Below are 19424 nucleotides of genomic sequence, written 5' to 3'. Positions count from 1 at the left end.
GGACATGGGCAGCAGATTGCGAGTTCGATGCTCGAAGTCGAAGGCCTCACCGCTCGGTACGGCTCCATAGCCGCACTGCGCGGCGCGGCCCTCAGCGTCGGGTCCGGTGAGGTTGTCGGCCTCATCGGGCCCAACGGCGCGGGCAAGACCACCTTGCTGTCGTCCATCGCCGGGCTGCTGACGCCGGCCGAGGGGCGCGTCACCTTCGAGGGGCGGGACATCACCGGCCGCTCGCCCGAACAGCTCCTGCGCTCGGGCGTGGCGCTTGTGCCCGAGCACCGCCGCATCTTCGCTGACCTCACCGTGGAGGAGAACCTGCGGATCGGGGGCGTCACCGTGCCTGCGTCGAAGCGCGCAGAGCTGCTGGACGAGATGGCCGAGCGCTTCGTGGTGCTCAAGGAGAAGTGGGACGTCCCGGCCGGCTATCTGTCGGGCGGCGAGGCGCAGCAGCTCGCCATCGGGCGAGCGCTGATGTCGGCCCCCCGACTGCTGATGATGGACGAGCCCTCGCTGGGCCTCGCCCCCGTGCTGGTGGACCTCGTGTTCGAGCTGATCGGCACGCTGCGCGATCAGGGCCGTACGTTGCTCGTCGTGGAGCAGAACGCCGCACGGATGCTCGAGGTGTCCGACCGCGCCTACGTGCTGCGCAGCGGCGAGGTGGTGGCCTCGGGCACGGGCCAAGAGCTGAGCCAGCGGGACGACCTGTTCGACACCTTCGTCGGATCGGTCGTGGCGGCCGATGAGGGGCTGCCCGCCGCAGGCGCGCCCGCGCCGAACGGCACCGGAGGCAGCGCGGCGTGACTGAGCTCGCGCAGAACCTCATCGACGGCCTCGGCCGGGGCAGCATCTACGCGCTGCTGGCGCTGGGCGTAGCGGTCGTCTTCGGCGTCATGCACCTGCTGAACTTCGCCCACGGCGAGCTCATCACCGTCGGCGGCTACGTTGCGCTGTGGACCCTCGGTGCAGGCTGGTCGTGGTACATCGTGACGCCGCTCATCGTGTTGAGCGCGGTATTGACGTCGTTGGCGATCGAGCGGGTGGCATTCTCGCGGGTGCGGGGCAGCTCAGATTTCACGCTGTTGCTGACGTCGTTCGGCGTGCACTTCGTGATCTCGGCGATCTTCCTGCTGTACGTGTCGGCGTCGGTCAAGCCGTTCGACCGGCCCTCGTGGGTCACCAACACCTACTCGGTCGGCCCGCTCAACATCGAGGTGTACGACACCGTCGTCATCGTGGTGACCGTGCTGACACTGATCGGCACCACGCTGCTGCTGCAGCGGACCATGTTCGGGCTGTCGTTGCGGGCGGCTGCCGCCGACTTCGACACGGCCCGCCTGATGGGCGTGCGCTCCGACACCGTGATCCGGGGGGCGTTCGCCCTGTCGGGTCTGCTGGCGGGCATCGCCGGGGTGTTCTGGCTGATGCGAGCCGGCAGCATCAGCCCCGGCGCCGGCATCACGCCCATGCTCAAGGGCGTGCTGGCCGCGCTGATCGGCGGTCTCGGCAGCCTTCGCGGGGCCGTGATCGGCGGGCTCGCGCTGGGGCTGGCGGAGGTGCTGCTGCGCTCACGCCTGCCCGACAGCATCGCCAGCCTCACCGAGGGCGTGGTGTTCCTGCTGATCGCCCTGCTGTTCATCTTCCGGCCGCAGGGCCTGGTCACCGTCAAGCACGCCGTGCGGGTGTGAACGAGCGCATCTGATGTTCCCGCGCCCCGCACGTGATGTCGGCTTCCCCATAGCCGGATGCGCCCTGCTCTTCGCCGTATTCCTGGCCGGCGGCCTCATCTACGAGAGCTTCCAGGGCCGAGCCGCCGAGCGCCTGGTGACGGTGATGCTGATCGACGCCGTCATCGTGCTCGGCATCCAGATCTACGTCGGCAACACCGGTGTGCTGTCGTTCGGGCACATCGGCTTCGGCGCGATTGCCGGCTACGCCTTCGCGGTGTTGGCCATCAGCCCCGAAGAGAAGCTCAAGCGCATCCCCGACGCACCATTCGGCTTGAACGACGTGCTGCTGAACCCGGCGCTGGCCGTTGTGGTGGCCATCGGGGTGACCGTGGTGGTGGCGCTCGTGGTGGGCATCGGCCTGGCGCGCTCGGGTGCCGAATCCGGGGCCGTCGCGGCCACGGTGATCACCCTGGCGCTGCTGTTCGTCACCCATGAGGTGGCGCGCAACTGGCCTGACCTGACCGGCGGCAACCGCGCAGGTCTCACCTTCAAGGTGGGGGCCGCGCTCGACAGCAGGATCCCGATCTACCTGTGCCTGCTGGGGGCGTTGATCCTGGCGAGGCTGTTCGCGCAGAGTCGCAGCGGCAAGCTCGCCGCTGCGGCCCGTGAGGACAATCTGGCCGCACGCGCCATGGGCGTGAACCCGCTCGTGCAGCAGACCGCGGCCCTGCTCATCTCCGTGGTGGTGGTGAGCGTCGGGTCGTCGCTGCGGGTGTACGAGAACGGCTCGATCCTGCCCGACGACTTCTTCTTCAACTACACGCTGCTGACGCTGGCCATGCTGATCGTCGGCGGCCGCAACAGCGTCACCGGGGCGCTCGTCGGCGTGGCGGTGATGACCGTCGGGCGCGAACTGGCCCGCCGCCTCGGCCAGGACGGCTTCGAGGTGTTCGGGCTCAGCCTCGATGCGGGGCCGCTCGACTGGATCTTCCGTGAGAACCTGCAGACGGTCTTCTTGGGCCTGGCGATGCTCGGCTTCATGATCTTCAGGTCCGACGGTCTGCTGGGCGACTGGGAGCTGGACGCGTGGCTGTGGCGCCGTTGGCGGCGCCGAATACGGGAGGATCAGCCCGAGCCGCTGGCAGAAGTCGCGCCCGTGGGGTTGCACGCTGAGGTCGATCGCGAGGGCGCAGCCCTGGAGGTGCACGATCTCGCTGTCGACTTCGGCGGCTTCCGGGCGCTCGATGGCGCAGGGCTCTCGGTTGCGCCCGACGAGGTTGTGGGCTTGATCGGCCCCAATGGCGCCGGCAAGACCACGCTGGTGAACGTGATCACCGGCATCGTCGAGCCGTCTGCAGGGTGGTTCAAGCTGGGCGAGCGAGAGCTGACCGGTGCGCCGAGCCACGAGATCGCCCGCGCCGGACTGCTGCGCACGTTCCAGAACCTGCGGCTGTTCGGCGCACTGACCGTGCGCCAGAACGTGGAGCTTGCTGCTCGAGTAGCCGCCCAGCACCGGCCGGGGAGCCACCCCTCGGTTGACGCGCTGATCGCCGAAGCCGGACTCTGGGATGTGCGCGACCGCCGCGCCCGCGAGCTCGACTACGGCAGTGCGCGACGGCTGGAGTTGGCCCGAGCGGCCGCCATGGCGCCGGCCTACCTGCTGCTGGACGAACCCACCAGCGGCATGAGCGACGCCGAGTCTGCGGAGATGATCGGGCGTATCCGGCACATGGCTGCCGCGGTTGATGCAGGCGTGCTGGTGATCGACCACGACCTGAACTTCATCACCGGCATCAGCGATCGCATCTACGTGCTCGATCAGGGCCAGGTGATCAGTGCCGGCACGCCCGACGAGGTGCAGGCCGACCCTGCCGTGCGAGCGGCCTACCTCGGAGCCGAGAGCGACGCTGAGGGGCGAGCCTGAGTACTCTCGGATGCTGCGGGCGGGGAGTCGCCGAGACCCTGACGATGTGAGGATGACATGAGCACGTCAACGCTGGAACGCCCTGAGCTCTCCCGAGATGGCGAGCCGCAGCGCATCTGGAAAGAGGGCGATGCCGACATTCCCGCCGAGTTCCACGAGCTGCTCGTGCGAATGCTCAGCTACCACGTCGAGAACAGCGCCAACCCGCACTACACCGACCTGCTCACCAAGCTGTGGGACCGCTGCTTGCGATTCGCGCCCGACGAGGCCACCAAGGGATTGCTCGTCAAGCTGATGCAGCAGGAAGTGGAGCACGGGATCATCAATGCCCAGATCCTGGCGGGCTTGGGTGTCGACCATGTCGACCGGCCGATCGAGCAGTACGCGTTCCGGCACCCGATGGAGACGTTCTGCGACCTGTCGTACTTCCATGCGCTCATCGACCGGGTGGGCGTGTACATCGGCGAGACCTGGGACGGCGTGCCCTACAAGCCATTGCTCGACATCGCGACGCGCGTGCACAAGGAAGAGCTGTTCCACTGCACGCTCGGTTTGCGGAATCTGCGGCTCATCTGCAAGACGCCCGAGGGCCTCGCCGAGGCCAACGAGAAGATCCACTTCTGGTGGCCCGCGGCGCTGGACATGTTCGGTCGGTCAGACTCCGACTTCGGCGACGCGTACGTGCGGTGGGGCCTGCGCAAGAAGAACAACGCTGATCTCCGCAGGCAGTACATCGCCGACACGAGGCCCTTGCTCATCGATCTGGGGATCGAGGTGCCGCCGAACCGGCTCAACCGCCGGTTCCTGTAGCCGGCTATGGACCCCGCAGCTGCGGGCGGGCTTGCCGTCAAGGTGACGCGGCCGGCGCCTGAGGTGGCCTTCATCGAGACGTCGTCGTCGGCGCACTGGGAGTGCTTCTGGGTGGCCGAAGGCGAGCACACGCTCGTGGTGGGTGCGTTCGACCGGGGCGACCGCTCGACACCGGAGCCGCGCATCCATGTCATCAACAAGCCCTACGGCTGGGACATGCGGCCGGCATCTGATCCGCCCACAGCCGGCGACGACGAGGACCTGCTCGTAGCGGTCTGGCAGCTGCTGAGCTCGAACTGAGCATGTCGGATGAGAGCGTCGGGCGAGATGGTGTGTAGCGAGGTGTCGAGGTGAACCTGGAGACACTGGGCCAAGTGCTGGTAGAGACCGAGGTGGTGGTGGAACCCGACTCGGTGGCGCTGCTCGTCGATGCGCTGGGCACGCCTCATGCGGAGGAAGTGGCGCTGCGGCTGCCGTTCTTCGGGCCGACCGTGGGCGGCGGCGACTCGGTGGTCGGGCCCATCGATCTCAGCCTCGAACGGGGTCTCGCCGGCGGCCAGTCGTTCGAATGGCACCGTTCGTTCCGCCCGGGCGAGCGGGTGTCGGTGGTGGTGTCGGTGGAGGACATCATCGACAAGGGGACGTTGCATCTGGCCACGGTGCTGTCGGAATACCGGGATGCAGACGGCGAGCTGATCCAGCGTCAGCGGACGGTGTTCGTGGAGCGCAAGCCGGCCGGCGAGCTGTCGCAGGATGCTGCCGCAGATGACGGCAGCGCGGCGGAGGAGTCAGCATCATGAGCGAGCAGCGCATGAGCGAGCTGGACCTGTCGCCGGTGACCGCGCCTGCCATCACGCCCGAAGCCATGCGCAGCTTCGTCGACGGCGTGAGCGACCCCAACCCGGTGCACACCGACCCGGAGTTCGCGGCCACAGCGGGGCTGCCCGATGTGGTGGTGCAGGCTTCGCACACGACCGCTCTCGCACTCGATGCGCTCATCGCACGGTTCGGCGCCGACGCGATACTGAACCTCGACGTCCGCCTGCGGGGGCCGATCTTTCCCGGCGACGAGGTGACGGTGTCGCCGGTGAGCTTCGGCGAACTGGATCGGGGCGTGGAGCTGCGCAACCAGCGGGGCGACGTGGTCGCCACCGGCATCGTGGTGATGCGCGGTGACCCCGACGAGTGACCAGCACGGGCAACCCCGCCCGAGCAATCCTGACGACGAGGGAGAACCCATGAGCTATGAGCACCTGCTGAGCGAAGACCGCGACGGTGTCCGCGTCCTGACGCTGAACCGGCCGCAGAAGTTCAACTCCTGGAACGCCGCCATGCGGGCCGAGATGCGCGACGCCGTCGAGGACACGGCAATGGCCACCGGCATCAGGGCGCTCATCATCACCGGTGCGGGTCGGGCGTTCTCCGCTGGCGAAGACGTCTCCGAGATGGGCGATCTGACCGAGATGGGGACCCGGGGATTCCGTGCCGTGGCCCGCGGCATCCACTCAGTGTTCGATCTGATCGAGGCGCTGGAAGTGCCCGTCATCGCCGCGGTAAACGGGGTGGCCGCGGGCGGCGGCTTCGAGCTGGCGCTGTCGTGCGATTTCCGGGTGATTGCTGAGAATGCCCGCTTCGTGATGCCCGAGGCCAAGGTGGGGCTCATTCCCGGTTCGGGCGGCTGCTCGCGGCTGGTGCATTACGTCGGGCTGGGCCGTGCCAAGGAACTCGTGATGCTGTCGCGCAACGTAGGTGCCGACGACGCCAAGGCGATGGGCCTCGCAACCGAAGTGGCCCCCGAGGGCGGAGCGGTGGACGCGGCCTTGGAGCTCGCGGCAGAGATGTCTGCCTTCGCGCCGCTCGCGCTGGGCATGGCCAAGACCGTCCTCAACACCTGCACCGATGTGGACCACGAGACCGGCCGGCGCCTCGAGCGTCTCGGCCAGAGCGTCCTCAAGACCACCGCCGACCACGCCGAAGGAGCGAGCGCCTTCCTCGAACGCCGCACTCCCGACTGGCAAGGCCGCTAGCGGGCGCGTTCTAGATGGCCACGTTCGACGATGTGCGGCGGCTGGGCATGGCTCTGCCGGAGATGGCCGAATCGACGTCGTACGGGACGCCGGCGCTGAAAGTCCGCAAGAAGCTGGTCTGCCGGATGTGGAGCGAGCGTGAGCACAACCGCGACTCGGTGCTCGACACGGAGGTGCTCGTGGTGTTCTGCGAGCTCGACATGAAGCAGGTGCTGCTCGACAACCATCCCGATGCGCTGTTCACCGTGCCGCATTACGACGGCTACGGCGCCGTGCTGGTCCGCATGGCAGACGTCGGCCTCGACGACCTCGCCGACTGGATCGAGGACAGCTACCGCCTCAAAGCACCTCCGACCCTCATACGACAGCTCGACGGCGAATGAGCTGATGAATGCCTGAGCACCACCGCTAGTCGCCGGCGAGGCGAGCGGGGAAGCCTCCCTTGGAAATCGGCCCCCAGCTCTCGATGTGCAGGCGCAGCAGCACCTTGTCTTGGCGGGCCATGGCTTCGCGGTACTCGTCCCAGTCGGAATGCTCGCCGCTGATCACCCGGAAGTACTCCACGAGGCCGTCCATGGCCTCGGGCAGGTCCTCGACCTCGCCGCGGCACTCGAGCTGCACCCACTCGCCGTTCCACGCATCAGACATCACGACGACCCACGCTTGGGGGTTGCGCCGGAGGTTGAGCGACTTGGCCCGGTCGGGGTAACTGCTGACGAGCACCGCATCGCCGGCCTCGTCGAGACCCATGGTGACTAGCGATGCCTGCGGGCGACCGTCCCGCCGGAGCGTCAGCAGCACGCCGTGATGCCGTTCCCGCACGAACTCCTGCAGCTCGTCGCATTCCACGATCCGGTCAGTCGCTATCGACACCATCTGGTACTCCCTGGCTCGGCCCAACAGCTCGGGCAGTCTCGCCGATCTTCTGCCGTTCGGCACTGCGGAAGCCGCTCCCGGCCCGTTGGTTCACATGACCGGCGCGTACAGGGAAGAATCAGCCCCACGCCGTGCGTCGAGCCGGCACATATGAGGGGTGACATTCGAGATGTTGCAGCACTACCGGGTCTTGGATCTCTGCGGGGGCATCAGCCAGTTCGCGGGCTACATGCTCGCCAGCCTGGGCGCGGAGGTGATCTGCGTCGAACCACCTGAAGGGGTGCAGAGCCGCCACAGCGGTCCCTTTGTCGACGACGAACCAGACCCGGAGCGTTCGCTGGCTCACTGGGCCTATAACCAGGGCAAGCAGAGCGTCACCGCAGACCTGTCGACTGCTGAGGGCCGCGAGCGCCTGCTCGGCCTCGTCGCAGGCGCAGACGCACTCATCGAGGACGCGCCGGTCGGCCACATGGCGTCGCTGGGACTCGCCTACGACGATCTGGCGGCCGTCAATCCCGCCATCGTCCACGCATCGGTGACGCCGTTCGGCTCGACCGGTCCCCGCAGCACCTGGGCAGGCTCCGACTTGACAGCGGTGGCCGGCAGCGGCTTTCTGCATGCCAGCGGCGACAAGGACCGCGCTCCCGTGCGGGTCTCAGGTGTGCCACAGAGCTTCCTGCAGGCTGCCGGCGACGCCGCTGCAGCGACGCTCGTCGCGCTGCGTGAGGCGCAGCGCAGCGGCCGAGGCCAGCACATCGACATCTCTGCCATGGAGTCGATGACGCACGGTCAGCCGCAGAACCTGTCGCCGAGGGTCAACGCCAACGCCGTGGAACGCCTCGCAGGTGGGCTCAGCCTCGGCGGTATCGACATCCCGATGATGTTCCCCTGCGCCGATGGCAACACCATCTGCGTCGCGCTCATGGGTGCCGCATTCGCGCCGTTCACGCAGCGGCTCGTGGAGTGGGAGGCCGAGGAGGGCTTCGCCGACGAAGAGCTCCAGGCGGTCGACTGGGAAACTGTCGCCACCGAGGTCCTGAGCGGCCAGCGCTCGCCCGAGATCATCGGCAAGTCGTTCGCTACCCACACCCGCTTCCTGGCCACCAAGACCACCGAGGAGTTGTGGGCGGCCGCGTTCGACCGGAACATCTTGATCACACCATCGGCGCTGGTCAGCGATCTGCTGTCCAACCCACACTTCGCCGATCGCGAGTTCTGGCGCGACATCGAATTCGATGACGGTCGCACAGCTCGCTATTGCGGCCCGCTGGTGCACTTCAGCGACGACGCTCCTGAGCGCGCGCCCGTCGTTCCCCAGCTCGGTGCCGGCAACGACACCGTCGACACCAACCGGCAACCCCATGCGACGACGGCGGTTGCCGCTGACGGCCCTGCCTCCGACGGCAGCGAGCTGCCGCTGGCCGGCCTGAAGGTGGTGGAGTTCTCGTGGGTGATCGCCACGCCGTCGGCAGTGCGGATCCTGGCCGACTACGGCGCCACGGTCGTCAAAGTCGAGACCGAGAGCCGGCCCGACACGATGCGCACGGTCAACCCGTTCGTCGACGAGGAAGCCCATCCTGACAACAGCGTCGGCTACGGCGTGTACAACGCGGGCAAGCGCAGCCTCAGCCTCGATCTGAGCAAGCCCGAGTCGCGCCAGGTGGTGGAGGACCTGATCCGGTGGGCCGACATCACCACCGAATCCTGGGCGCCGGGAGCGGCGGCGCGCATGGGCTTCGGCTACGACGACTTCTCGGCCATCAACCCGCGGATCATCATGCTGTCGAGCTCGCTGCTCGGCCAGAGCGGGCCGTACTCGAGCCTGGCCGGCTACGGGTTCATGGCGGCGGCGATCGCCGGCTTCTACGAGATCACCGGCTGGCCCGACCGCGGTCCCGCGGGCCCGTACGGCCCCTACACCGACTTCCTGGCGCCGCGGGTGATCGTGGCGTCGCTGATGGCGGCACTCGAACGACGCGACCGCACCGGCACCGGCTGCTACATCGATATCTCCCAGACCGAAGCGGCGCTGCACTACCTAGCGCCGGCCATCCTCGACGCTTCGATCAACGGCCGGGACCAGCAGCGGTGCGGCAACGAGGATCCGCACATGAGCCCTCACGGCGTCTATCCGAGCACTGGCGAGGATCAGTGGGTGGCGATCGCCTGCACCGATGACCGGTGGGCGGCGCTGGCCGGCACCATCGGGCTCACCGGCGAGGATGCCGCCGGCTGGGATCAAGCCGCACGCCGCGAGCGAGCGGCGGAGATCGACGAGGCCATCTCGGCATGGACCTCGGGGCGCGGCAACGCTGAGGCGGCCGAAACGCTGCAGGCCAGCGGCATCGACGCGTACCCGGTCAACAACGCCCAAGGTTGCTGCGACGACCCGCAGCTGCAGGCGCGCGAACACCACATCAATGTGCCCCAGAGCTATCGCGGCACGATGTGGACGCAACACTGCCGGACGCGCATGTCCCGAACGCCACCGGTGGTCTGGCGGGGCGGGCCGTGCCTCGGCGAGGACAACTTCGAGGTGCTCACCGAGTACTTGGGCTACGACGCCGACCGGGTCGCCGATCTCGCCGCCGCCGAAGTGCTCGGTTGAGCAACTTCGGCCAGCAATATTCGGAGGCGACGGGCTCGGCGCTGCAACGTGCTAGCACCCTCACAGCCCGCGGCAGGGTACCTAGTGATTCTGGCTACATGATGGCCACGTAGACACCGTCATGTCGCAGTGCGCTGCCTTGGTGATCGATGTCGAAGCTAGCGTCCCGCAGCTCCGGTCGCGAGCAAGTATTTGAACTACGCTGCCCGGCGATTGAGCTGTAGTGGAACAATCGAACGCGGATCTCGGATAGCGATACCAAACGTGCTACCAAGCTATGACTTCAAGTCACTCTACGAAGCGAGCACGAGCGATCTCGTCGATCATTTCTACCTTCCAGCTCTAACGCGTGCGTGCACATACGATAGAGCAGTTGGCTACTTCAGGAGTTCGGTATTTCATCTTGTACCGATAGCAATATCCGACTTTATACTCCGCCAAGGACGCATGCGCCTAATATGTTCACCGAGTTTGGCGCCAGAGGATCAGGTAACTATAAGGCAAGCATCAATGTCCTCACCGGAAGCTGATAATGCGATCCTTCGGGACATTCAAGACGCCCTACGGAACCCGGACACTCTGCCAGTCATCGAACTGCTCGCAACAATGATTGTGGCTGGGTCATTGGAAGTAAAGATCGCGTACAATCCGACAGAACTAGGTATCTTTCACACCAAGGTCGGCATATTTGGCGATCGTGAAGGCAGTTTCCTTAGTTTCGAAGGCTCCCCGAATGAGACCTACATGGCTTGGGCTCATAATGAAGAGCGATTTCGAGTATTTCGGTCTTGGATCAGTGGTGATCGAGAACGTGTATCGGAAGATCAAGTCTATTTTGATGACTTATGGCAATCGAGGCGGCCGAGGGTAGTTGTAAGGGCCTTGCCTGATGTCGCTGAAGAGCTATTGCGGGAACATGCCCAACCAGATCCCCAGATCGCAATTGAGCGTGTACGAATGGGTTCACGACGTACGACCCGACGGTCGGTCGCGGCCCCGAAGCGACTTCATGATCACCAGCTGCAGGTTCTGGATGCGTGGCGTAGTGCACGTCGGGGTATTGTTGATCATGTAACGGGAGGCGGCAAAACCATAACAGCGATCGCCTGCATACGGGACTGGCTGGCATCTGAGCCGGATGCAACAGTGCTGATCGTAGTACCAACTGATCTACTAACTGATCAATGGCAACGCGAACTACGCCAAGAGCTGTCAGAGTTCGAACTAGCAGTACTGCAGGTCGGTGGCACAAATGCTGACCCGCGATGGCGCACCCACCTTCGGAATGCACTAGCACCGGGGCGGAGAAGTCGGCGATTCATTACTATCGCTACGATGGATTCGGCAGCCACTGTTGATTTCATACGACATAAACATGCAGCTCGGAACATGTTGTTAGTGGTTGATGAAGTCCATAAGGTCGCCTCGCCGCTGAGAAGGAACGTATTGGAGTTTGATGCTCGCGCACGTTTAGGGCTTAGTGCTACACCAGAACGAATGGGGGATCCGGAGGGCACGGGGATCATATTCGACTATTTTGGAGATATTTTGGAGCCGCCGTTTGGTATCAGAGAGGCGCAGTTGGTAGATCCTCCTCGCCTGGTGGAGTACATGTACCACTTACACCTGGTGACATTGACCGAGGACGAGGAAGAAGAATACAACAAAGCGACCCGACGCATTGCTGCGTTGCAGGGGAACTCAGATAGTTCGGCTGACGGCCAATTGGATGCTTCCGTCCTGATGGCCTGTATTCGCCGGTCGCGGATCCTCAAGAATGCAAGTGAAAAGGTCGTACGTGCACAGCAGATCTTAGAGGAGCAATATGACACAGGCCAGCGTTGGCTCGTGTACTGCGACTCTACAAGACAACTTGATCTACTCCAGGAGGCGCTTGAGCCTAGCCGGCTGCCGGTTGCACGCTATTTGGCTTCGATGGACTCGTCCAAACCTGACACACTTGATCGATTCGAGTCCATAGGTGGCATCCTGCTATCTGTACGATGCCTTGACGAAGGCATAGACATCCCGGTAGTGACTCATGCGCTCGTATTGGCTTCATCTAGCAATCCAAGAGAGCACATACAGCGACGCGGCCGAGTTCTGCGTACAGCACCGGGCAAACTTCGCGCCTCGATCCACGACTTCCTTGTTGCACGCAACGATGAAGAATATGGAGTTCAAGTATTCGGCTCGGAACTAGAGCGCGCGCGAACATTCGGCGCCGACGCGATCAACGCCCGTCAGGTCCGATGGCAGCTCGATGGCTGGTCAAATTACTACGAAGACGAGCATATTGACTACGAGAACGGAGAATTGGAGGTCGAGAGTGACTGAATTGGCTGAAGTTGACGATCTAAGCGAAGAGGCGCGTCGAATTGTACGCGAAGCCTTGCAGCGATCAATTTTGGAATCAGAGGATGAGCTTGACTGGCTACCTGACGATTTCGCCGACAGAATAATCGGACTTGCGTGGCAGCATCAGTTCGATATCGATAAGGCCGCCTTCCGCCGCCAGTTCCGCGCCTACATTCGCACAGTGGCAGAGGCGGTGGAGTCATGAGGCTGAAGCGAATTACGCTCGAGAATTTTCGATCATATTTTGGCCGTCATCAGTTGGAACTCGACTGCGGCGAGGACGGCGGCCTAGTAGTTCTTTTCGGCGAAAATATGTCTGGGAAGACCGCACTCTTTTTGGCGCTGAACTGGTGCCTGTATGGCCGCGCCATTGGCAGACGTGGCGAGATGATTCCAGTGTATGACGCGTATGGCGCCGATAACAACGTGTTGGTCAACAATCGTGCTGCAGATGCCGAGACGTGGCACATGCAAGTGTCCCTGGAATGGACACATCAAGGCAATGAATGGCGGCTGGACCGCAGCATTAGATCTGCCCCCGAGGGAGGTGGGGAGCCTGGTCCCGAAGAAGTGTTCTTGCAAATTGACGACAGCCAGATTGTACGGCAAGAGATTCCTCAGCGAATCAATCAAGTATTGCATCGTGATGCATCTCAGTTCTATTTCTTCGATGGTGAACTACTGTCTCAGTACGAGCGATGGCTAGAGGATCCTCAAGAGAAGGATAGGCGCGTAAAGGCAGCTGTCGAGTTGACGGTTGGGACGGCGGCCTTGAGGCTCTATTCGGAAATGGACTCTATCGCGAAGGAAGCCGGCGAGGCTCAAGCAAGCTTGGTACGCAAGGAACAGAGAGAAAACCGCTTAGCTGACCAGCTTCAAGAAGCGCGCCATAGGTCGTCTGAATTGACATCTGAGATAGTGCAATACCGGGACCAAGTGGAGGATTGGAAGACCCAGGCCGCTGAAATCCAATCGAGGTATGGTGCACTCGTTGAATTCTCAGGAGAACTGGGCCGCCTTTCGACTCTTGAACAAAACGTATCCCGGAACACGGAGAAGCGCGAAGAGACTGAGCGACAAATGCAAGCCATTGTTTCGGAGCAGTATTGGATAGCTCTATCTAACGCAAATGAAGAGTTGCGAGACCAGACAGACCGACGCATTCAAGAATTCCTCGCGACCGGGATCGAAGGTTCGATTGAACGTCTGGTTGAGAAATCAGTGCTTCAGGGATTTTGCGAACTGTGCGGCCATGAGCTAGATGAGGTTGCCTCCGAGTATATTGAACGTCAGGCCACTTCAATTTCCGGTGATCAACAGGCGGATCAAGCCATTGCATCGCTACGTGATTGGTTTGACCGCCTTGAGGCACTAGAGGAGTTTCGTCCGTCCGGCGGACGTGAGCTGCTGAACAGCCTTGAAAACCACCGTCTAGATCTCATCTCGGAGATCTATGCGGATGGCAATGAAGCCGAGTCATTGCGTCGACAACATAGTGATCGACCGCGAAGCGATCTCGAAGCTGAAATGCAGCGACTAGTGGATATCAACGACAACATTACGAATACCGAAGGCTACATTGAAGCCACGCAGTCTGATCTAGACGAACAGGACGCGCTAATCGAGAAGCTACAGGCTCAGATCAATAGAATTTCAATTGATCCTAGCATCCAACGTCAAGCACAGGCAGCACGAATAGCAGTGAACGCGATGCGATCAGCATTGATAGGGTTTCGCGAACAAGCGCGTTCACGAGTCGAAGACGGAGCGAGCGAAGTATTCCAGCGTCTTATGGCAGATGAAAGCTCAGGAGCGATTCGCATCGACGAGGATTATCGTGTTTCTCCGGTAGATGATAACGGCGACATCATGCCAATTCCATCTGCGGGAGGACAGCAACTGGTGACGCTGGCGCTTATTGGCGGACTCAATCGGGCGGCAGTGCATGATGCGCCGATGGTGATGGATACTCCAGCCGGCCGGATCGACCGCGGCAACCGTAGTCGAATTCTAAAATGGGTAGGCACTCTACCGCAGCAAACAGTACTTATGGTTCACTCCGGTGAGTATACGGCGGAAGAAATTGCTGCACAGGGAATCACCCCTTCGAGAAGTTATCACATCACGTTTGATGAATTTGAAGGCAGTTCAGTAACGGAGTCAGTTTGATGGCAGACAATGATGACCTTGCGCAAGTTGGACTCAGCGAGACGGCAAATGAGCAGATTACCGATATTCTGGACAAAGTCCCCTATTTCCGTGAGGAAGCAGATTTGTACCGTTGGGGTGTCGCCATAGCGCTGGCCAGGGGAGTAACAGTCACTGATGCCATGAAGCGGCAGCGACTGGTGAATAAGTTTCGGGTAGTCGCAGGCCCCGAGTTAGAAACCGAGAACATAGCGCGCCTCGATACAGCAGAAGGTACTCTAGCGAAGATGATTAGGTGTCATCGTCCGGAATACGGCGCTGATCCGTATCGGCAATCGCAGTACTTGGCAATCGCAGGGATCAGCTTCCTGCATAAGCAGTTGGTCACGAATGAGCTAAATTTGGAGCAGTTCTTGGATGATATGCTTGCGCCGAGTGATTCAGAAGACTGTGCTGTGTAAATCTTCCGATCGAGCCGGCGACATAATCAGCGTTCGGTTCTACCGTTAGCCACCGACGGCCGAGATCTTCGGCGACGGCACCTGTAGAGTTGCTGCCGCCAAAAGGATCGAGCACGAGATCACCAGGCTCCGTCAAGAATTCTACGAAGAATTGAATAATACCTAGCTGCATGCGAGCTGGGTGTATGGGTAGATCATTATCGATACAATACTGCCGGTAGGGGTCGGTTGATTGCGTGTTCGCATATTCGAGCACGTTGGATGGAATTGCCCCGCCATTATCGGCAAGAAATGTGTCACCACTGATGTTGTGACCCGACGGTCGAGTGCTTCGATTATAGTCGCGCCTTTTGAGAAGACGCTTCATGGATTCACTGTATGGTCGCAGTACTCGTCTGTTATCGGCTTTAGGGTGGGGTGTCTTTGAAAGCCACCATATATTGGTGAAGGAATCCTTAACCCGTACTCGTTTTATGGTGACCCATTGGGCGGGCCCAGGTAGACGAGCTGGATTGTGACCTACAAACTGTTGGCATAGGTGCAGATTGGCTGCTTCTTGGAATTCCAGGAGTGCTTTTAGAGGTAGCGTTGACATTGCCGGTTTTCCCGGCTCCCATGCATTGCCGATTTCGAGGACTATGGAGCCGTTGGGAGCCAGGAGGCGCGTCAATGGCGGGGCCAGTTTGCGAAGCCAATTTACGTATTCTGAACCCGTCAAGTTGCCGTAGCTCTTTTTGCGGTTGAGGGGAAATGGGGGTGAAGTCAGGATTAAGTCGATTTTGCCCTTGACCTGCTGCATTTGCTGGCTCGATAGAGCTTCTTCGATGGTGGACGTGAGCATCAACCCATTGGGTGTCGCGTAGCCCTTGGCAGGACCTTGCCGGGGTCCTAGAGAAGCCGGTTGCGACACAGCGATGATGGTATCCCGTGCCTTCCCTGAAGCTCGGGACATTTTGCTGCTGAGACGTATCGATGAAGGGGGCATGCTCGCCGGAACCACCTTTGCCAGATGTGCGCTACGTGAAGACACCGTTGGTGTGGCGGGGCGGGCCGTGCCACGGCGAGGACAACTACGAGGTGCTCACCGAGTTCCTGGGCTACGACGCCGACCGGATCGCCGATCTCGCCGCGGCCGAAGTGCTCGCCTGAGGCGCGCTACTCGCTCTCGTCGTCTGACTCGACTTCGTCCTCGGGGTCTGCCTCAGGTTCCGGCGCCGCGGTGGTCGGGGGCGGCTGGTGTCGGGCGCAGTCGCCCGACACGATGTCGTTGATCCGATCGACCCGAGCGCCTTCAACGGCAGGCACGGGCGCTCCGTTGATGTCGAGCAGGTGCGGGTGGAACGACCAGCCCACGATCTCGGCACCGTCGAAGTCGATCTGCAGCACGCCGGTGTCACCGGTGATGCCCGACCGGTAGTGCCACACGAAGTTGCCGAGCGAGTAGGCCACGAGCTTGCCGTCGTCGAACACGACTGGCTGCAGCACGTGGGGGTGGTGGCCGATGACGGCGTCGGCACCGTTGTGCAGCAGCTCGAAGGCGAAGTCGCGCTGACGACCCTCCGGGCAGGTCATGCGCTCGATGCCCCAATGGAGCACGGCGATCACCACGTCGGCCTCGCTCGCAGCCACCCGTACGTTGGCGAGCACGCGGTCGCGCTGGTACGCCGACGCAATGCCCGGACGGGTCTGGGTAGCCGGAAACCCGAGCGGCACCACCATCGAGGCGCCCACGAACGCAACGCGCACACCGGGGCGCACCTCGATCACCCGATGCCCGTACGCATCGCCGCTGGTCGCGCCCGCGCCGAGCGCTATCACGCCGTTGGCCTCGAGGACGTCGACCGTGTCGACCAGTGCGTCGGGGCCGTAGTCCATGGCGTGGTTGTTCGCGAGGTTGGCCACATCCACCCCGGCCGCAGCGATCCGCTCGGCCGCCGAAGGCGGCGCCCGGAATACGTACTTCTTGTCGGCGGGCTCACCACGCTCGCTGATGACCATCTCCACGTTCACGACCGCTATGTCTGCTGTTCCCAGAGGCGGCTCAATGCCGCCGAATGGCTCGACGCCGGCTGCTTCGCTGCGGTCCATCAGCACGTCGCCACCCGCCAGCAGCGTCCACGTCAGATCCGGTTGTGTCGTTGTGGGCATGACGGCAGTCGTCGAGGTTGCTGCAGCAGTCGTTGATGCGGCTGACGTGGCGGAGGCGGTCGACAGTGTGACTTCGCCCAATGCACCACCGGACCCGGCTTCGGTGGTTGCCGGCTGAGCGATCGCCGGAGCCTCGGTTGATTTGGGAGGGGGAGGCACGACTCGCACGGGGCTGGTGCTGCACGCCACCGCCAGAAAGGCAAGTGTCGCAATGAGTGAACCAGCGCGGCGCAACGCCATGGCGTGGAAGCGTATGGCAGGCGTTCTGCACCGTTCGGTAGCCAACTAGCGTCGCGCTCGCAGCGCTGCAACAAGCCCGTTCCGGCGCTGCATCAGGCTGATCAGGAGGTCGCACATGTCGCTCGGAGACACAGTTCAAGGGATTCTCGACCGGGGCGTCGCCGACGGCGACGTGGTGGGCGCCGTGGCCAAGGTCATCAGTGCCGACGGCGAGATCTGCTCGGCTGCGGCTGGCACCCGCGGCGCCGACAGCGCCGTTCCGATGTCGACTGACACCGTGTGCTGGATCGCCTCGATGACCAAGGCCATCACCGGTACGGCGGCGATGCAGCTCGTGGAGCAGGGCAAGCTCTCGCTCGACAGCCCAGGCAAAGAGGTACTCCCGCTGCTCGGCGAACTCGACGTGCTGACCGGGTTCGACGACGACGGCAACCCGGTCACCCGTGCCCGCAACGGCGACATCACGCTGCGTCACCTGCTGACCCATACCGCCGGCATGGGGTACGACATCTGGAGCCCAGAGCTCGGCCAGTACGAAGAGGCGACCGGCACGCCGGGCGTGATCGAGTGCCAGAAGCAGACGCTGACCATCCCGCTGCTGTTCGACCCGGGCGATCGCTGGTTCTACGGCACCGGCATCGACCACGCGGGTCAGATGGTGGAGGCCGCCTCGGGGATGTCGCTCGGCGAGTACATGGCCGACAACATCTTCGAGCCGCTGGGCATGACCGACACTGCATTCAAGATCAGCGACGACATGCGCTCCCGCATCTCGGCGATGCAAGCGCGGATGGAGGACGGCTCGCTGGTGGAGATGCCGTTCGAGATCCCGCAGGAGCCCGAGTTCGAGATGGGCGGCGGCGGTCTGTACTCCACCGTCGACGACTACTGCCGCTTCCTGGCCATGATGCTGAACGGCGGCAGCCTCGACGGGAACCAGGTGGTGGCGCCGAGCACGCATGCGCAGATGGTCAGCAACGCGATGGGCGACCTGCGTGTCACCATGCTCCCGACGGCCATCCCGCCGTACTCGTTCGACGCCGAGTTCTTCCCCGGTGTCGAGAAGTCGTGGGGCCTGACGTTCCAGATCAACGAGGAGCCAGCGCCGACGGGCCGCCCTGCTGGGGGCCTGATGTGGGCGGGGCTGGCCAACTCGTACTTCTGGATCGACCTGCAGAATCAGGTGGCCGGCTGTTACATCAGCCAGCAGGTGCCGTTCGCAGACCCGCGCTCGTACGCCCTGTACGAAGCCATCGAGACTGCCACGTACGACAGCCTCTAATCGCGTGCCCGCTCAGGCGGGGCCGAGCACTACGCAGCCGTTATGGCCGCCGAAGCCGAATGAGTTGCTGATCGAGGGGCCTGGCTCCCAATCGGCCGCCTGACCGGTCACCAAGCGGAACTCCGCGAGTTCAGGATCGGGTGTCGTCCAGCCGGCCGTCGCCGGGATCTTGCGGTGGTGCATCGCCAGCAGCACGGCGATGGCCTCCAGCGCGCCTGCTGCGCCAAGCGCATGGCCCGTCACACCCTTGGTCGAGGTCACGAGCGGACCGTTGGGCCCGAACAGCTTGTTGAGCGCTTCTGCTTCAGCTGCGTCGTTCAGCGGGGTCGATGTGCCGTGCGCGTTCACGTGGACTATGTCGTCGGGCGTGAGGCCAGCGTCATCGATGGCGAGCTGCATGCAGCGCAGCGCGCCTGCGCCGCCGGGCGCCGGTGCGGTGATGTGGTGGGCATCGGCATTCGAGGCGGTGCCGAGCACCTCGCCCCAGATCGTGGCACCCCGCGCGACAGCCGAGTCCCATTCCTCGAGCACCAGGGTGGCGGCGCCCTCGGTCATCATGAAGCCGTCGCGGTTCTTGTCGAACGGCATCGAGATGCCGCTGTTCGACAGGGCGGTCATGTTGACGAATCCGGCAGTGCCCACCGGCGTCATCACCGACTCGCAGCCGCCGGCCACGATCACATCGGCGACGCCGAGGCGGATGAGCCGCGCCGCGTACCCGATCGAGTGCGTCCCTGCCGCACATGCAGTCGTGAGCACCTCGCAGGGCCCGGCGAGGCCGTACCTCATGGAGATGGCCGCACCAGGGGCGTTCGGCATCATCATCGGGACCATGAATGGCGATACCCGGCGCGCGCCCTTGCGATCCAGCACGA

20 protein-coding genes are annotated in these 19424 nt (G+C 63.2%); 16 read left to right on the top strand and 4 right to left on the bottom strand.

What is annotated here, in order from left to right; genetic code table 11:
- Nucleotides 1–27 precede the first annotated feature (27 nt).
- The 9 genes from ACOGXD_RS00330 to ACOGXD_RS00290 are packed head-to-tail and all read left to right on the top strand — an operon-like array spanning nucleotide 28 to nucleotide 6811.
- Nucleotides 28–801, top strand: coding sequence for an ABC transporter ATP-binding protein (locus ACOGXD_RS00330; RefSeq protein ID WP_419915957.1), 774 nt, complete (start codon nucleotides 28–30; stop codon nucleotides 799–801).
- Entirely contained in the window at nucleotides 798–1685 is an 888-nt protein-coding gene (locus ACOGXD_RS00325; protein ID WP_419915956.1) for a branched-chain amino acid ABC transporter permease, read from the top strand. The genes ACOGXD_RS00330 and ACOGXD_RS00325 overlap by 4 nt, the downstream gene beginning before the upstream one ends.
- Nucleotides 1686–1698: 13 nt before the next feature.
- Nucleotides 1699–3591, top strand: coding sequence for an ATP-binding cassette domain-containing protein (locus ACOGXD_RS00320; RefSeq protein ID WP_419915955.1), 1893 nt, complete (start codon nucleotides 1699–1701; stop codon nucleotides 3589–3591).
- Nucleotides 3592–3648: 57 nt separating this feature from the next.
- Nucleotides 3649–4401: a Phenylacetic acid catabolic protein gene (locus ACOGXD_RS00315; protein ID WP_419915954.1), complete on the top strand. Its 753-nt coding sequence runs from the start codon at nucleotides 3649–3651 to the stop codon at nucleotides 4399–4401.
- A 6-nt stretch (nucleotides 4402–4407) separates the two neighbouring features.
- The gene (locus ACOGXD_RS00310) at nucleotides 4408–4701 is read left to right on the top strand and encodes a hypothetical protein (protein ID WP_419915953.1); all 294 of its coding nucleotides are present in this window, start codon (nucleotides 4408–4410) and stop codon (nucleotides 4699–4701) included.
- A gap of 50 nt (nucleotides 4702–4751) precedes the next feature.
- On the top strand, nucleotides 4752–5201 hold the full coding sequence (locus tag ACOGXD_RS00305) for an FAS1-like dehydratase domain-containing protein (protein ID WP_419915952.1): 450 nt from the start codon (nucleotides 4752–4754) through the stop codon (nucleotides 5199–5201).
- Nucleotides 5198–5590 (top strand): MaoC family dehydratase, encoded by a 393-nt coding sequence (locus ACOGXD_RS00300; protein ID WP_419915951.1) that lies wholly within the window; start codon nucleotides 5198–5200, stop codon nucleotides 5588–5590. Before ACOGXD_RS00305 ends, ACOGXD_RS00300 begins: the two co-directional genes overlap by 4 nt.
- A gap of 49 nt (nucleotides 5591–5639) precedes the next feature.
- Nucleotides 5640–6428, top strand: coding sequence for an enoyl-CoA hydratase/isomerase family protein (locus tag ACOGXD_RS00295; RefSeq protein WP_419915950.1), 789 nt, complete (start codon nucleotides 5640–5642; stop codon nucleotides 6426–6428).
- A 14-nt stretch (nucleotides 6429–6442) separates the two neighbouring features.
- Nucleotides 6443–6811: an MmcQ/YjbR family DNA-binding protein gene (locus tag ACOGXD_RS00290; protein WP_419915949.1), complete on the top strand. Its 369-nt coding sequence runs from the start codon at nucleotides 6443–6445 to the stop codon at nucleotides 6809–6811.
- A 25-nt stretch (nucleotides 6812–6836) separates the two neighbouring features.
- Here the strand turns inward: ACOGXD_RS00290 and ACOGXD_RS00285 are convergent, their stop codons facing one another.
- Nucleotides 6837–7304, bottom strand: coding sequence for a PPOX class F420-dependent oxidoreductase (locus ACOGXD_RS00285; RefSeq protein ID WP_419917424.1), 468 nt, complete (start codon nucleotides 7302–7304; stop codon nucleotides 6837–6839).
- Nucleotides 7305–7461: 157 nt separating this feature from the next.
- Between ACOGXD_RS00285 and ACOGXD_RS00280 the strand changes: the two genes are divergently transcribed.
- From ACOGXD_RS00280 to ACOGXD_RS00260, 5 genes are all read left to right on the top strand, one after another.
- Entirely contained in the window at nucleotides 7462–9912 is a 2451-nt protein-coding gene (locus ACOGXD_RS00280; RefSeq protein WP_419915948.1) for a CaiB/BaiF CoA transferase family protein, read from the top strand.
- Nucleotides 9913–10422: 510 nt separating this feature from the next.
- Nucleotides 10423–12249 (top strand): DEAD/DEAH box helicase family protein, encoded by a 1827-nt coding sequence (locus ACOGXD_RS00275; RefSeq protein ID WP_419915947.1) that lies wholly within the window; start codon nucleotides 10423–10425, stop codon nucleotides 12247–12249.
- On the top strand, nucleotides 12242–12475 hold the full coding sequence (locus ACOGXD_RS00270) for a hypothetical protein (RefSeq protein ID WP_419915946.1): 234 nt from the start codon (nucleotides 12242–12244) through the stop codon (nucleotides 12473–12475). The genes ACOGXD_RS00275 and ACOGXD_RS00270 overlap by 8 nt, the downstream gene beginning before the upstream one ends.
- Entirely contained in the window at nucleotides 12472–14439 is a 1968-nt protein-coding gene (locus ACOGXD_RS00265) for an AAA family ATPase (RefSeq protein ID WP_419915945.1), read from the top strand. The genes ACOGXD_RS00270 and ACOGXD_RS00265 overlap by 4 nt, the downstream gene beginning before the upstream one ends.
- On the top strand, nucleotides 14439–14879 hold the full coding sequence (locus tag ACOGXD_RS00260; RefSeq protein ID WP_419915944.1) for a hypothetical protein: 441 nt from the start codon (nucleotides 14439–14441) through the stop codon (nucleotides 14877–14879). The genes ACOGXD_RS00265 and ACOGXD_RS00260 overlap by 1 nt, the downstream gene beginning before the upstream one ends.
- Here ACOGXD_RS00260 and ACOGXD_RS00255 read toward each other — a convergent pair.
- Complete coding sequence (locus ACOGXD_RS00255; protein ID WP_419915943.1) at nucleotides 14803–15789, bottom strand: DNA-methyltransferase; 987 nt, start codon at nucleotides 15787–15789, stop codon at nucleotides 14803–14805. The two genes, ACOGXD_RS00260 and ACOGXD_RS00255, sit on opposite strands and share 77 nt — an antisense overlap.
- 110 nt (nucleotides 15790–15899) lie before the next feature.
- Between ACOGXD_RS00255 and ACOGXD_RS00250 the strand changes: the two genes are divergently transcribed.
- Complete coding sequence (locus ACOGXD_RS00250; protein WP_419915942.1) at nucleotides 15900–16028, top strand: hypothetical protein; 129 nt, start codon at nucleotides 15900–15902, stop codon at nucleotides 16026–16028.
- Between the two features lie 6 nt (nucleotides 16029–16034).
- Here ACOGXD_RS00250 and ACOGXD_RS00245 read toward each other — a convergent pair whose 3' ends face one another.
- Nucleotides 16035–17027 carry a CapA family protein gene (locus tag ACOGXD_RS00245; RefSeq protein ID WP_419915941.1) on the bottom strand — a complete coding sequence of 331 codons (993 nt, stop codon included), beginning with the start codon at nucleotides 17025–17027 and terminating at the stop codon, nucleotides 16035–16037.
- A gap of 355 nt (nucleotides 17028–17382) precedes the next feature.
- On the opposite strand from ACOGXD_RS00245, the gene ACOGXD_RS00240 reads away from it, so the two are divergent.
- Nucleotides 17383–18549 (top strand): serine hydrolase domain-containing protein, encoded by a 1167-nt coding sequence (locus ACOGXD_RS00240; protein ID WP_419915940.1) that lies wholly within the window; start codon nucleotides 17383–17385, stop codon nucleotides 18547–18549.
- 12 nt (nucleotides 18550–18561) lie between these two features.
- Here ACOGXD_RS00240 and ACOGXD_RS00235 read toward each other — a convergent pair whose 3' ends face one another.
- Nucleotides 18562–19368, bottom strand: a complete 807-nt coding sequence (locus ACOGXD_RS00235; RefSeq protein ID WP_419917423.1) for a beta-ketoacyl-[acyl-carrier-protein] synthase family protein — start codon at nucleotides 19366–19368, stop codon at nucleotides 18562–18564.
- Nucleotides 19369–19424: the final 56 nt, after the last annotated feature.

It is taken from the genome of Candidatus Poriferisodalis sp., assembly GCF_965204125.1.
Lineage (GTDB): Bacteria > Actinomycetota > Acidimicrobiia > Acidimicrobiales > Poriferisodalaceae > Poriferisodalis.
The sequence above is the reverse complement of the archived record's forward strand: the minus strand, read 5'-3'. Positions and strand labels throughout refer to the sequence as shown.